Source organism: Streptomyces sp. ADI95-17 (assembly GCF_003846175.1).
In the GTDB taxonomy this organism is placed as follows: Bacteria; Actinomycetota; Actinomycetes; order Streptomycetales; family Streptomycetaceae; genus Streptomyces; species Streptomyces sanglieri.
The window spans coordinates 159,602-173,292 of record NZ_ML123047.1; the positions used below are offsets into that span (position 1 = coordinate 159,602).

Here is a 13,691-nt window from a genome sequence, read left to right on the forward strand (position 1 = left end):
GTGACTATCCCGTCAGAATCGGGACAGTTCACCTGGATCACAACGGACGTTCAATGACACACGAGGCGAATTCGGGAGCGCCTGAGGTTGTGGCCGGGTCTTGCACGGGGGTTGATACGGAACCGGACTGCTGTGACAGTTGAGAGCAGCTTAGGCCAAGGCATATACGTGTGTCCGGCGAATGAGAACGTAGGCTGCCCCCATGCCAAAGAAGCGCTCGGGCGGGGGTCTCTCTACGACCCAGCAGGCCGCCAAGTTCCTCGGTGTCGCCGCGCTCTCCGGAGTCGTGCTCGCGGGCATCGCGCTGCCGGCCGCCGGAGCACTGGGCCTCGCCACCAAGGGAACAGTCGAGGGATTCGACGAGATCCCGGCCAATCTGAAGACTCCGCCGCTGAGCCAGCGCACCACGATCCTGGACAGCAAGGGCGGAATGATCGCCACGGTGTACTCGCGCGACCGCACGGTGGTTCCGCTGAAGAACATCTCGCCGTACATGCAGAAGGCGATCGTCGCGATCGAGGACGCCCGGTTCTACGAACACGGGGCCGTCGACCTCAAGGGCATCCTGCGCGCGCTGAACCGCAATGTGCAGACGGGCGGGACCGCCGAGGGCGCGTCGACACTCACCCAGCAGTACGTGAAGAACGTCTTCGTGGAGGAGGCGGGCGACGACCCGGACAAGGTCGCGCAGGCCACCCAGCAGACGATGGGCCGCAAGGTCCAGGAGCTGAAGTACGCGATCCAGGTCGAGGAAGAACTCGGCAAGAAGAAGATCCTGGAGAACTACCTCAACATCACCTTCTTCGGGCAGCAGGCCTACGGCGTCGAGGCCGCCTCCCAGCGCTACTTCTCCAAGTCTGCGAAGGACCTGACGCTGGAGGAGTCCGCGCTGCTGGCCGGCGTCGTGCAGTCGCCCAGCCGCTACGACCCGGTCAACGACACGGCCGAGGCCACCAAGCGCCGCAACATGGTGCTCCAGCGCATGGCGGACGTCGGGGACATCTCGCGGGCCCAGGCCGACAAGGCGAAGGCGACCCCGATCAAGCTCCGGGTCAAGAAGCCCAAGAACGGCTGCATCACCGCCGTCAGCGGCGCCGGCTTCTTCTGCGACTACGTGCGCCATGTCTTCCTCACCGACGCGGTCTTCGGCAAGACCAAGGAGGACCGGGCCAAGATCTGGAACCGCGGCGGCCTGACGATCCGGACGACGCTCGACCCGCAGTCCCAGCAGTCGGTGCAGGGCTCGATCAAGAACCACGTCTACAAGTCGGACAAGGTCGCGACCGCCGTGACGCTGGTCCAGCCGGGCACCGGCAAGATCATGGGCATGGGCCAGTCCAAGCCGTACGGCTTCGGCACCAACGAGACCCAGTACAACTACTCGGTCGACAAGGCCATGGGCGGCTCCAACTACGGCTTCCCGACCGGTTCGACGTTCAAGCCGTTCGTCGCGGCCGCCGCCATAGCGCAGGGGAAGCCCGCGACCCAGGTCTATTCGTCGCCCTACGAGATGCCCTACCCGACGGTCCAGACCTGCGACAAGCCGTACGTGAACCTGAACGGCGAGCGGGTACCGAACGAGAACGAGTCGGAGCGCGGTCCGTACGCGCTGAAGGAGGCGATGGAGAAATCCGTCAACACCTACTTCATCCAGATGGTGGAGGACATCGGCCTCTGCCCTGTGGCCAAGATGACCGACAAGCTCGGTGTGGTGCAGGGCAACGGTGAAAAGCTCCCCCAGTCCCCCGCCATCGCGCTCGGCTCGAAGGGGCTGTCCCCTCTGACGATGGCCAGCGCGTACGCCGCCTTCGCCAACCGCGGTACGTACTGCACCCCGGTCGCCATGGAGTCGGTCAGCAAGGCCGACGGCACTGCGCTGCCCGTGCCCAAGACCACCTGCTCGCAGGCGATGTCGCCGACCACGGCCGACACCATCAACACCCTGCTGCGCGGAGTGGTCGACTCCGGTACCGGCCAGGAGGCGGGTCTCCAGAGCCGCGACAACGCGGGCAAGACCGGTACGACCGACGCCCGGAAGAACGCCTGGTTCGTCGGGTACACGCCGAACATGTCCGGCGCGGTCTGGGTCGGCAGCCCGTCCCAGAGCGTCGAGATGGAGCACATCACGATCGGTGGCGTGTACCAGGACAAGGTGTACGGCGGACAGGTCCCCGGACCGATCTGGCGTGACGCGATGACGGGCGCGCTCAACGGAGTAACCGCCCCCTCCTTCAACACCGTCGATATCCCGGACCCGCCGAAGAACGACGAGCAGGACAGCGACAGGGACAGGGACAAGGGCCACGGCCGGGACAAGGGCAGGCCCGGCGCCGGGGGCAAGAAGCCCGGCGACAAGAGCCCGTTCCCCGGTATCAGCATCTCGCCGGACCTGATCGGCGGGAACAACGGCGGCGGCCACCGTGGCCAGACCACCGGCGGCACACAGGGTCCCTGAGCCACCCGGCTCGACCCCTGGAATGAGGGTGGGGTGCCCGGATCGATCCCGATCCGGGCACCCCACCCTCGTATATGTCTGCTGTATGTCTGCGCCGCTCTACCCCTGGCGCAATCCCTGTCGCACGGGCTCAGCCCGCGAGGAGCTTCTTCACCGAGGCGGCCACCCGGCCGCCGTCGGCGAGCCCGGCCACCTTCGGGTTCACGATCTTCATGACGGCGCCCATCGCGCGCGGCCCCTCGGCCCCGGCGGCCCTGGCCTCCTCGACGGCGGACGCCACGATCGCGCCCAGCTCCTCGTCGCTCAGCTGCTTCGGCAGGTACGCGTCGAGAATCTCGCCCTCCGCCTTCTCACGCTCGGCCTGCTCGGTGCGGCCGCCCTGCGCGAAGGCCTCGGCCGCCTCGCGGCGCTTCTTCGCCTCCTTGGCGATCACCTTCTGCACCTCGTCGTCGGAGAGCTCGCGGGCCGTCTTGCCGCTGACCTCCTCCTTCGTGATGGCGGTGAGGGTCAGCCGGAGCGTGGACGAGGTCAGCTCGTCACGCGCCTTCATGGCCGTGGTGAGGTCTTCCTTGAGCTTGGACTTGAGCGTGGTCATGTGCTGATTGTGGCAGGTACGGGGCGACCGGCGCCCGCAGGTTTTCTGCCTGCAGCACGGTGTCTGCGACGATGGACGCATGCGCGCACGCTACGGAGTACCCCTGAAAGTCACGGCAGTCGGCGCGGCGATCGGCGCCGCCGGTATCGCCTACGCCGCCGGATTCGAGGCCCGCTCGTTCCGCCTGCGACGGGTTACCATTCCCGTACTCCCGCACGGGGCACGCCCGTTGCGCGTGCTCCAGGTCTCCGACATCCACATGGTGAGCGGCCAGCGCAAGAAGCGTGCCTGGCTCCAGTCACTGGCCGGCCTGCGCCCGGACTTCGTCGTGAACACCGGCGACAACCTCTCCGACCCCGAGGGCGTGCCCGAACTCCTCGACGCGCTCGGCCCGCTGATGGAGTTCCCGGGGGTGTACGTCTTCGGCTCCAACGACTACTACGGCCCCAAGCTCCGCAACCCCGCCCGCTACCTCCTCGAAAAGGCCCGGGGCAAGCACGGCCTCAACGGGAACGCACCCGCGGTCGGCGTCGTCCACAACCCCTGGGAGCCGATGCGCGACGCCTTCGACGAGGCGGGCTGGCTGGGCCTGTCCAACACCCGCGGCCGCCTCAAGATCGACGGCCTGGAGCTCGCCTTCACCGGCCTGGACGACCCGCACATCAGGCGCGACCGCTACGCGGAGGTGTCCGGCGGCCCCGAGACGGGCGCCGACCTCTCCATCGGCGTGGTCCACGCCCCCTACCTGCGCTCCCTGGACGCCTTCACCCAGGACGGCTACCCCCTGATCCTGGCCGGTCACACCCACGGCGGCCAGCTCTGCATCCCCTTCTACGGAGCCCTGGTCACCAACTGCGACCTGGACACGGACCGGGTCAAGGGCCTCTCCACCCACTCCGTCGACGACCACCGCGCCTACCTCCACGTCTCCGCCGGCTGCGGCACCAACCGCTACACCCCGGTCCGCTTCGCCTGCCCACCCGAGGCAACCCTCCTGACCTTGACCCCCCAGGACTGAGGCCCCGCCCGGGGCGCCGCCCAGGGGCCCGGCCCTTCCCCCGTCGGCGGCGCAGAAACCGGATTTCGCCTGCGGGCGCGAGTGGGCTAAAGTAATCGATGTCGCCGGGAGACCGGCGGCGATCGGGGTGTAGCGCAGCTTGGCAGCGCGCTTCGTTCGGGACGAAGAGGTCGTGGGTTCAAATCCCGCCACCCCGACAGCCGTAAGACCAGGTCAGGGGCCTGATCCACTTAGTGGATCAGGCCCCTGAGTGGTTTGTGGGGACCGCACGGGTCCGCCCGAGAGTCACACGGGCCACCAGAAGCCCCGCGGGGCCGCAGTCCGCGGGCCGCAGGCGCGCTGCCTTCCCCCGCAAGATCGACTCCGCGTTGCGGTGACACCTACGACGCCCACGCATACGACGCCACGAACATTCCGGACCCCTGCCACCCGGTTGTGCCGAGGCACAGTAGCTGTCACCGCCGGGTTACGCCGACCTGCGATCTTCCATAAAGTGAGGCACCGCAGTTGTCATGGGCGAAGCGAAGTACTTGGCACAACTCATCTGGAAGCATGCCATTTGCCACCCCTTTACCGAGGTGGAGCGCCGCGCTCCCCGGTGACCACACGCCCGTCCTTGTGAACGTCTGACGGACCCGCCGTAGCCGGATTTCAGTCCGCGTACACGAAGATGACGCACAGAGCCGCGAAGGACACGACGGCCCCGCCGAGCAGCGCCAGCGCCGCCGGGACCGCCGCCGTCAGTCGCCTCTTGCCCTTGCGCCGGCCCGAGCGGAACACCACGTGGACCAAGAGGAGTGGCAGCGCCACGAGGGCGAGCAAGATCACTGGCACCAATATCCGGCTGAACGCGGCGGTGCCGGTGTCGGTGATCAGATGCCAGGTGGTCGTACCGAAGAACACTGCCGGGCCGGCCAGCAGGTAGAACGAGAGGCCCGACGCCACGACGACGGTCACTCCTTCCGTCAGCCGCTCGGCCCATGCATGCTCCCGGCGCACTTCCGCTGCCCCTCTGTCCTCCATACCCATTCCCCCCAGTTGCCGCAGCCGGTGTCGCCGCGCCAGCGCTTCGGTCGAACTGCTCAGCCCGTGGCCAGCAGAAAAAGATAGCGTCAGGGCCCAGGGCTGCGGACACGATGATCCATGGACCTACCGGTCCGTCGGGCTCCTCCGCCCCTCTGTACGACTGGCGTTCCGCTCGGCCAGCGACCCCTTCCGCAGCCGGTCTCGCACCCGCTGGACAACGCGGACTGTCCCACCAAGCGCCACACCGTCACGCGATTGATGCGACGTCACTGGTTACGCAGGACCCGGGCTCTCGCCGCAGCACAGGCCGACGCCTCCCTCGAAGTCGCCGTCCCGGTGACAACAAGCGTGCCTTTGTGTCAACCATCGCGCTTCGGCTCACCGGTCCGGGTGTCCGCCGTCACGGCCGGCGAGAGGCCGCAGCGCTTCAACATACAGCCACGATCTGTCATTTTTCCGCATAAAGGAAACTTCGACAAAGATCATGGAGCTCTTCCGGAAATCCCTCACTGGAGGCAAATGCGTGGACACCAATTCACCATTGCTCATTCGCGAACCCTTCACGTATGCTCACCGGACGCACACCGAGAGTTAACGACTTTAACTTTCGGTCACCGTCGAATGATTCCGCTGTTGCCCGCTCGGAAATTCAGAGGAGAGCCGTATGCGAGACAAATCCAGACTCGCCACCATTTTCGGATCCGTAATTGCCGCTCTGGCCCTGGGGATCGCCATTCCTGGATCGGCACAGGCCGCGTCGTGCAGTGGATATCAGTGCGATGGTCACAATCCGAATATTCAGACGTGGCAGTCGGGGCCGGTCACCCCGTACGACATCGACCTGGGCAGCTCGAATCATCTTGAATTGCGCTGGGGAAAGACTGATGGAGACCAGTACGGCTGGGCACGCCTCGAATACTCCAGCATTCCGCCCGCCTACAACATCACGGTGGAGCGCTGCAACAAGGGCGGGGGCTCGTGCGAAACAGGCCTGGGCAAGAAGGCCGCAGGTGCGAGCGGCTGGACGGTGAAAAAGGAAGGCACGTCCAACACCTACACGACGTGGACGCCCATGTACTACAACCCTTCCACCAAGCAGGTGCGGGCGTGCGTGACGCCCACAGCAGGGGGAACCAAGCGCTGCACGGCGTGGTACTGACGGACGGACGCCGGCGGTGAGCGGCAGGCCGGCCCTCTCGCCTCCTGGCACAACACACCGCGCCGCGGCCGGCGGCGGGCGGCGGGCCGTCAAGGGCCTGTTCAACATGGATGCCTATGTCACTGTCAGCAATGGTTCGGGCGCCATCCGCTCGATTCAGCAGTGGCTGAACGGCCGGTACATCCTCCGCAAGGATTTCTATGTCATCCCCTGCGACGGCCACCACTCCCGCACCGTGTCCCAGTCCATGCTGTATGCCGTCCAGTACGAACTGGGCATGGCCGACGGCGTCGCCAACGGCATTTTCGGCCCGGGAACCAGGTCCGGCCTGGCGGAGCACACTCTCACCGAAGGATCCAGCGGCACCTGGACGCAGCTCTTCAGCGCCGCGATGATTCTCAACGGCCGTTCCGCCGTGAGCTTCACGAGTTCCTTCGGAAGCGCCCTCGCAGGGGAGACAGCCGCATTCCAGACATTCGTGAACCTCCCGGTCACCGGGAAGGGAGACTTCCCCACCTGGGCGTCCCTGCTCGTTTCCTACGGTGACCAGAATCGAAGGGGTGAGGCATGCGACGGAATCACCAAGGTGACGCCGGCCCGTGCAGCAACCCTGAAGGCCGAAGGAATCAAATATGTCGGCCGATATCTGCTCAACCCCAGCACGACCTCGCTCCCTGAGAAGGAGATCCAGCCTGGCGAGCTACAGACCATCGCGGACCACGGGCTGCGCTGCTTCCCGATCTACCAGACATACGGACGCGACGCCGCCGGATTCAATTACCCGTCCGGAAACGCCGATGGCTTCGCAGCGATCAATGCGGCTGAACGGCACGGCTTCAAGTCCGGAGCCCGGATCTTCTTTTCGGTCGACTTCGACGCATACGACTACGAAGTCACTGACAACATCCTGCCCTATTTCAAGGGCATTGAAGATGCCATAGCCATATCAGGAAACTCCTACCGAGTCGGCGTCTACGGGCCGCGCAACGTGTGTATCCGCGTTTCCGAAGCGGGCCACGCCACCGCGAGCTTCGTCTCCGACATGTCCAGCGGCTTCTCGGGGAACTACGGCTATCCGCTGCCGCCGAACTGGGCCTACGACCAGATCGTCACCCGGACCCTTGGAACGGGAGACGCCGCCATCAACGTCGACCACGACATTGCCTCCGGCCGCGACATCGGTGAGGGGTCCTTCAACGCGCCGCGTACCGATGGGCCCGACACCGCCTTCACCATGGGCTACTACCAGGTCCTGAACAGCAACATCGGCTCGTACATGCGGTCGATCGGTTTTGCCGACGAGGACGGCAACCGCATCTTCACGCACACCGAGTGCCTCGAAACGGTCCTGGCCCAGGATTCGTTGATCACCGATCTTTCGCGCCAGTACAACATGCGCAAGTCGCTGATCCAGACCTCCACGTACTGGGAGATGCGCCACTACGACCTGATCGATCAGGCTGTGGACCACGCGGTCGCGTATTACCACACGGGAATCGGCGGCGGCATGACGCCCGTCCGTGATTCCTCCACCGGAATCGCGCAGATCAGTGGCGATGTCGGTATCCGCGCCTGGAACTACGGCATCGAGAAGGGATTCGTCAGCGGCACCGTTCTCGACCCGGCCAAGGATGCCGACATCTGGACCATGTGGCAGCGGGTCAATCAGGACAAGGCCTACGCGGTCAAGACCGTCTCGCTCATCCATCTGTGGGACGCCGGCGGCAAGCCCGGCGGCAGCAACCCGCCCGGCGGCGAAACCGTCATGCGCACCATGAGCCTGAACTACACGCAGTTCGAGATCTTCCAGATCCTGCGCCGCTACCAGGGCTGGGGCAACGAGGCGGAGGAGCACGCGACCAAGCGCATGGCACTCTACCAGATCTTCGAAAAGTACAACGCCCTTTCCCGGATGTAGAAGGAACAGTCGTGGCAGCCGACCCGTACACGGGGCACAGCACAACCGCACTGGTTCTCATCATCTTCGCCGGGTTGCCGATCGTCATTGTTCTCGGTGTCTTCGCCTGCACGACTCTGGCTCGTAACGGCATCAGGAATTCCGGCACTCTGATGCGGCTCCGCTCACTCGCCGCCTTCGCGGCAGCGGGAGCCGTCAGCCTCTACGTATGGGGGGCCATACACCTGGTGACGCTCGATGAGACGCGCCGGGACCTGGCGTGCAAGGAAGCCGTGGGCCCGGCGCACGTCATGGAGATCGATTCCTATCGGCCGACCTACATCCCACTCGGGCTCGGATGTCACATCGAGAACGGCACCACGTATCCGGCAGGTGTCCCCGGCTACCTCAATCGTGCGGCGGCGGCTCTCGCCCTCACTGCCGTCGTACTGGGCGGCTTCACCGCACTGGAATCCGAGCGCCGGGTCACCAAGGAATTCAAGAGAGAGAAAAGGCATCAGTGAACATATCCCGCCGTACGTTCCTCGCCCGGACCGCCGTGATCGCGGGCGCCACGGCAGCGGCATCGCTGCCCTTCTCCGAGTACCTCGCCTCCCCCGCCCACGCAGCAGACAGATACAACGAGCCTGAGCACATCAGAGAAGCGGCCCGCCGAGCCCTGGAGCGCCGCAGGCGCACCCGGGACGGAAGGCACAGCCCCAACGGCTGGGAGATGGAAGTGGCCACCGATCAGGGCGGGACAGTGTGGGCACGTCCGGTCCCCGGTACGCCCATCGGGCATGTCGCCGTACGGATCGGCGACGCGGAGACCGTGCTCGTGCACGTCATCCGCCGGTTCCACTACGAGGTGGACGCCCTGCGCAAGGGCGATGTGGTCGGCTGGCGCAAGCCGAACGCGGTGCGCCGGGGCCTGGCCGAGGCCAATCAGGCCTCCGGAACCGCCGTACAGATCCGGCCGGGTCACTACCCGCTCGGCGCGAAGGGCGGCTTCTTCCCCCAGCAGCAGATCGTGATCCGCGACATCCTCGCCGAACTGGAAGGTGTCGTGCGCTGGGGTGGAGACGACAAGAGGCCCGACGAGTCACTCTTCTACCTTGATGTGAAGCCCGGCGACCCACTGCTGGCCAAGGTGGTCTCCAAGCTCCGCGGGTGGAGCGAACAGCCCGGCAAGGGAGCCGGCGGCCCGGTCGATGTGCTGTCCGACAAGCGTCGCAGTGCCGCCAGGACACTGGCCCGCGAGCAGCAGGCCTCTTCGTAGCTGCCGAACGGCCGTCGAGCGGATGGCGAACGGCTATCGAGTGGAGAACAGGTCGGTGGCAGGCGGGAGTTCAGCCGCGGCCGCCGGTGGACCGCGGAGCGGAGTCCGGGCCCGCACAGCACTTGCTGTGCGGGCCCGGCCTGATCCGAACGAGAGGCCCTAGCCCAGGGTGCGGGCCCGTTCGAGGATCTCGGCCGGCGCCTTGGCCACTGAGCCGGTGTCGTACGGGGGTTGCGGGTCGTACTCGGTGTAGAGCTGGATCGCCTGGGCGGTGGCATCGTCGCTGAGCAGGGCAGCCAGCCGGATCGCCATGTCGATGCCCGAGGAAACGCCGGCCGAGGTGATGATCCGGCCCTGGCGGACGACGCGTTCGGGGGTGTAGACGGCGCCGTACGCCTCCAGTTCGTCGATCACGCCCCAGTGACTGGTGGCGGCCAGGCCGTTCAGCAGGCCGGCCGCGCCGAGTACCAGGGCTCCGGTGCAGACCGAGGTGGTGAAGCGGGTGCCGGTGTGGATGTGGCGGACCCAGTCGAGGAATTCGGGGTCGTCGGCCATGGTCCAGGCACCTCCCCCGCCGGGGATCAGGAGGAGGTCGCAGTGCTCGACTTCGGAGTACCTGGTCGGGACGTGCACCGGCAGTCCGCCCAGTACGTCCTGAACCAGGCCGGGTTCGGGGGCGACGAAACGCACGGTGGCGTCGGGCACGTGGGCCAGGATCTCGTACGGCCCGATCGCGTCGAGTGGTTCGAAGCGGTCGAAGAGCGGGATCACGATGTCCATGCGCCGCATCTTAGGTGGCACCGGCGCGGAGTCGGCGGGGTTGACCGGGGGCTCGGGCGGGCTTGCGAAGGGGGTTCGCCCCGCACCTCACGCTCCGCCCGTGCCGGCGGGAACGGCCGCTTCGGTCCATTCGACGAACTGGACGACGATGCCATTGGGGTCGGTGACCTGGAAGAGGCGTTCGCCCCACGGCTCTTCGCGCAGCGGCATGGTGATCTCGACGCCCTCGGTGCGCAGCCGCTTCTCCTCGTCCTCTATGCCGCTCAGAGTGAAGGCGAGGATCAGACCGGAGGCGTGCCGGTCGCGCTGGTCGGCCGGCAGGACCTCGGTGCCACGCCGGAGCAGGACGATGTCGACGGCGGCGTCCTTGCGGGTGAGCGATACGAATCCGTCTGCCGCCGCCTGCACTTCGTAGGCGAGGTGGGTGGTGAAGAAGTCCTGGGACGCGGCCACGTCGTCGACGGTGAGCGAGACGGTGGAGGTGGTGATCCGCATGGTGATTCCTCTCGATTCGGCGCGGGAGACGTATTGCTGACTGTTCGTCAATCGGTGTTTCTGCGCGGGATGTTGCTTATGGGGCGTGCACCGTTTCGCGCTCGGTCGACGCGAGGCGGGGTGAAGCGCCGGGGGCGCCCGGAGAGGTTGCCGACGGGGCCGTTCACCTGGTCGGCCGTCCGGGCCGCGATGAACACTGCGAGACCGGTCTTCCGCATGGGCACTTCTTTCCACGAGGAGAAACTTACGACGGATGTAAAGTTAGACCGGAAGGCGTCGGAGTGTCAACATAAAAATGCCACGGGGGTAAGATTTCTCCATGGGTATCGACAGAGAAGCCAAGGCGAATGCCCCGGGGGCCGGGCACCGCACGGATCGCACCAAGCCGGTGGGCTTGCGGGAGTCCAAGAAACGGGAGACCCGGCAGCTGATCTCCGACCACGCGACCAGGCTCTTCATCGAGCAGGGCTTCGAGCGGACGACCATCGCGGAGATCGCCGCAGCGGCCCGCGTCGCCAAGAAGACGGTGACCAACTACTTCCCGCGCAAGGAGGACCTGGCCCTCGACCACCAGGGGGAGTTCATCGCGAGCCTGGCGGACACCGTGGCCTCCCGGGACAGCGGCGAGTCCGCGCTGTCCGCGCTGTGCCGCGCCTTCGAGACCGCGGTGGCCGCGCAGGATCCGGTCTGCGGCTTCGCCGGGCCGGAGTTCTCCCGCATGATCGCGGACAGCCCCACCCTCTCGGTCTGCCTGCGCGGTCTGCACGACCAACGCGAGGAAGCGCTGGCCGACGCCCTCGCCGAGGCCACCGGCTCCACCCCCGACGACATCACCACGCGGACCGCCGCGACCCTCTTCGGCGCCGTGCACCGCACCCTGTTCCGGCGCATCCAGGACCTCACGCTCGCCGGCCGCACCAACCCCGAGATCGCCGGGATCGTCACGGAGGAAGCGGCCCGCGCCTTCGACGTACTCGAACCGGCCCTCGCCGACTACGCCGTGGCCTGACCCTCACCGCTGTCGCCGCAGCTCCAGGGCCGCGAGCACCGTACACTCCGCCGGACCATGCGCTCGCCCGTGCCCACGAGCAGCCCCGCAGGCCGGCCCAGGCCGTATCGGCCCACGCTGCTTTTGACGTGGCCGCGCCGGATCTCGGCCGTGCCCGCCACCGAGAGCGCCCGCGCCGCCCCGGCCTGGTCGCGGCCGGCGTACGGGCCGCCTTCCCCGGCCACTGCCGCCCCGTGCGAGTGCGCGCACGCCCCGGAGGGGCGGGCAGGAGCCGGGCGCGGTCGTGGGGAGTCGCATTCGGCGACCCTCACCCGGAATGCACCTTTCTTACCCACATGCGAGTCTGGTGATGGCCCATCGTCCGAGATCCGCAACAGGAGGCACGATCGTGGGCAAGAAGCAGAGTCGGCAGAACCGCGGTGCCCGCACCGGCGGCCACGAACGCAGCACTGCTCCGGAGACGAAGGAGCAGACGCAGCCAACGGCAGCCCAGGACACGGTGCACGCGATCTCAGAACAGGTCTCCCACCGGAAGCAGCGGAGGTTCGGCCACAACTGATCCTCGGATATCCAGGACAACCGCCCTCTGCGGCGGCACCCACCTTGTGGGCTCGCCGCCGCAGAGGGCGGTTTTCTGTTTGTGGGCACCCATCGAAGGGGCCGCCCGAAAGGGCCCGCCTGAAGGTGCCTGCCCGAAGCGGCCCGCCTGAAGGTGCCTGCCTGAATCGGCCGTCCGGGAGAGTTGCCGAGTAGCACCGCCCAGGCCCCGTCCGCGCGCCGCGCGTGCCATCCCCCGCGCGCCGCCCATGAGCTCCGCGGACCTTCGTGGCCCCGGCCCTACCCCGCACTCCCCTTCGCTTCCCTTCACTCCCGTTCGTTCCCTTTCGCTCCCCTTCGTTCCCCCGCGCGACCACACCCGACCTCCCGCCGTCACACCACCCATTCGGGCTGCGGCCGGAGGTTTATCTACGCGCGGAGCTACGGCACCCGAACGATCATTCGGGCATATCAGACCAGTTCTTCCGCAGCTATTACCGGCCGGTACCGATAGCTGCTAGAAACGTGGCGCTCAATCAACCCCCCACCCACCCCCCACACTTCGGAGGGCTGACAGCCATGTCAGTACGGAGATTCTGGGCGTCCGCATCCACTCTGGTCCTCGCCGCCGTGGCCGCGCTGGGCGTTGCCCAGCCGGCTTCGGCCAACTCCTCGGCCGCCGCCGATGGTTACGTCGCCCTCGGCGACTCGTACTCCTCCGGCGTCGGCGCGGGAAGCTATCTGTCCGACAGCGGCGACTGCCGCCGCAGCACCAACGCCTACCCCTACCTCTGGGCGGCTGCGAACTCGCCTTCCTCCTTTGCCTTCGTGGCCTGTTCGGGCGCCACGACCAGCTCGGTCGCCGGCACCCAGCTGGGGGCGTTGAACTCGTCCACCGGCCTGGTCAGCGTCACCGCGGGCGGCAATGACGTCGGCTTCGCCGATGTCATGCAGGACTGCGTGCTGTCCGGTGAGGCCACCTGCCTCAGCAGCATCGGCTCGGCCGTTTCGCAGATGCAGAACTCCCTGCCTTCCGGCCTGAGTTCGCTCTACGGTTCCATCCGGTCGCGCGCCCCGCAGGCCCATGTCGTGGTGCTGGGCTACCCGCGCTTCTACCAGCTCAGCGGCAGTTGCATCGCCGGGCTCTCGGAGAAGGAGCGGGCGGCGATCAACAACGCTTCCGACGTGCTGAACGGGGTCATCGCCAAGCAGGCGGCCGACGCCGGATTCACGTTCTCCAGCGTGGTCGACGAGTTCACCGGGCACGAGCTGTGCTCCGGTGACGCGTGGCTCCACAGCGTGTCGATCCCCGTCTACAACTCGTACCACCCCAAGGCCGCCGGCCAGTCCGGCGGTTACCTTCCGGCCTTCCGCTCGGCCGCGTAGGACGCGGACGACGGAGGCGCAGATAGTGCGGCGGGCTGCCGGGGATCGTCCCGGC

At 66.9% G+C, this 13,691-nt stretch carries 13 protein-coding genes and 1 tRNA gene; 10 read left to right on the plus strand and 4 right to left on the minus strand.

Features of this window, described 5'->3' with window-relative positions:
- The first annotated feature begins 202 nt into the window (after positions 1-202).
- Positions 203-2,455 (plus strand): transglycosylase domain-containing protein, encoded by a 2,253-nt coding sequence (locus EES42_RS19610; RefSeq protein ID WP_124719563.1) that lies wholly within the window; start codon positions 203-205, stop codon positions 2,453-2,455.
- Positions 2,456-2,585: 130 nt separating this feature from the next.
- On the opposite strand, the gene EES42_RS19615 is transcribed toward EES42_RS19610, so the two are convergent.
- Positions 2,586-3,050, minus strand: a complete 465-nt coding sequence (locus EES42_RS19615; RefSeq protein ID WP_124719564.1) for a GatB/YqeY domain-containing protein — start codon at positions 3,048-3,050, stop codon at positions 2,586-2,588.
- A 79-nt stretch (positions 3,051-3,129) separates the two neighbouring features.
- On the opposite strand from EES42_RS19615, the gene EES42_RS19620 reads away from it, so the two are divergent.
- Together EES42_RS19620 and EES42_RS19625 are read left to right on the plus strand one after the other, a co-directional pair.
- The gene (locus EES42_RS19620) at positions 3,130-4,068 is read left to right on the plus strand and encodes a metallophosphoesterase (protein ID WP_124719565.1); all 939 of its coding nucleotides are present in this window, start codon (positions 3,130-3,132) and stop codon (positions 4,066-4,068) included.
- A 123-nt stretch (positions 4,069-4,191) separates the two neighbouring features.
- Positions 4,192-4,265: transfer RNA gene (locus EES42_RS19625), tRNA-Pro, on the plus strand.
- Positions 4,266-4,719: 454 nt separating this feature from the next.
- Here EES42_RS19625 and EES42_RS19630 read toward each other — a convergent pair.
- Complete coding sequence (locus EES42_RS19630; RefSeq protein WP_124719566.1) at positions 4,720-5,067, minus strand: hypothetical protein; 348 nt, start codon at positions 5,065-5,067, stop codon at positions 4,720-4,722.
- A gap of 691 nt (positions 5,068-5,758) precedes the next feature.
- Here EES42_RS19630 and EES42_RS19635 point away from each other — a divergent pair.
- The 4 genes from EES42_RS19635 to EES42_RS19650 are packed head-to-tail and all read left to right on the plus strand — an operon-like array spanning position 5,759 to position 9,429.
- Positions 5,759-6,253 carry a hypothetical protein gene (locus tag EES42_RS19635; protein ID WP_124719567.1) on the plus strand — a complete coding sequence of 165 codons (495 nt, stop codon included), beginning with the start codon at positions 5,759-5,761 and terminating at the stop codon, positions 6,251-6,253.
- Between the two features lie 16 nt (positions 6,254-6,269).
- Positions 6,270-8,171 (plus strand): glycoside hydrolase domain-containing protein, encoded by a 1,902-nt coding sequence (locus tag EES42_RS19640; RefSeq protein WP_241196473.1) that lies wholly within the window; start codon positions 6,270-6,272, stop codon positions 8,169-8,171.
- 11 nt (positions 8,172-8,182) lie between these two features.
- A complete protein-coding gene (locus EES42_RS19645) occupies positions 8,183-8,674 on the plus strand; it encodes a hypothetical protein (RefSeq protein ID WP_124719568.1) in 492 nt (163 codons plus the stop codon).
- Complete coding sequence (locus tag EES42_RS19650) at positions 8,671-9,429, plus strand: twin-arginine translocation signal domain-containing protein (protein ID WP_241196474.1); 759 nt, start codon at positions 8,671-8,673, stop codon at positions 9,427-9,429. Before EES42_RS19645 ends, EES42_RS19650 begins: the two co-directional genes overlap by 4 nt.
- Before the next feature lie 159 nt (positions 9,430-9,588).
- Here EES42_RS19650 and EES42_RS19655 read toward each other — a convergent pair whose 3' ends face one another.
- Both EES42_RS19655 and EES42_RS19660 read right to left on the minus strand, forming a co-directional pair.
- Positions 9,589-10,209, minus strand: a complete 621-nt coding sequence (locus EES42_RS19655; protein ID WP_124719569.1) for a DJ-1/PfpI family protein — start codon at positions 10,207-10,209, stop codon at positions 9,589-9,591.
- A gap of 87 nt (positions 10,210-10,296) precedes the next feature.
- Positions 10,297-10,704, minus strand: coding sequence for a VOC family protein (locus EES42_RS19660; RefSeq protein ID WP_124719570.1), 408 nt, complete (start codon positions 10,702-10,704; stop codon positions 10,297-10,299).
- Between the two features lie 319 nt (positions 10,705-11,023).
- On the opposite strand from EES42_RS19660, the gene EES42_RS19665 reads away from it, so the two are divergent.
- The 3 genes from EES42_RS19665 to EES42_RS19670 all read left to right on the plus strand — a co-directional run bounded on the left by EES42_RS19665 (position 11,024) and on the right by EES42_RS19670 (position 13,636).
- Positions 11,024-11,713: a TetR/AcrR family transcriptional regulator gene (locus EES42_RS19665; RefSeq protein WP_124719571.1), complete on the plus strand. Its 690-nt coding sequence runs from the start codon at positions 11,024-11,026 to the stop codon at positions 11,711-11,713.
- 388 nt (positions 11,714-12,101) lie between these two features.
- On the plus strand, positions 12,102-12,272 hold the full coding sequence (locus tag EES42_RS44765; RefSeq protein ID WP_164495272.1) for a hypothetical protein: 171 nt from the start codon (positions 12,102-12,104) through the stop codon (positions 12,270-12,272).
- A 557-nt stretch (positions 12,273-12,829) separates the two neighbouring features.
- Positions 12,830-13,636 carry an SGNH/GDSL hydrolase family protein gene (locus tag EES42_RS19670; protein WP_124719572.1) on the plus strand — a complete coding sequence of 269 codons (807 nt, stop codon included), beginning with the start codon at positions 12,830-12,832 and terminating at the stop codon, positions 13,634-13,636.
- The last annotated feature ends 55 nt before the right edge of the window (positions 13,637-13,691 follow it).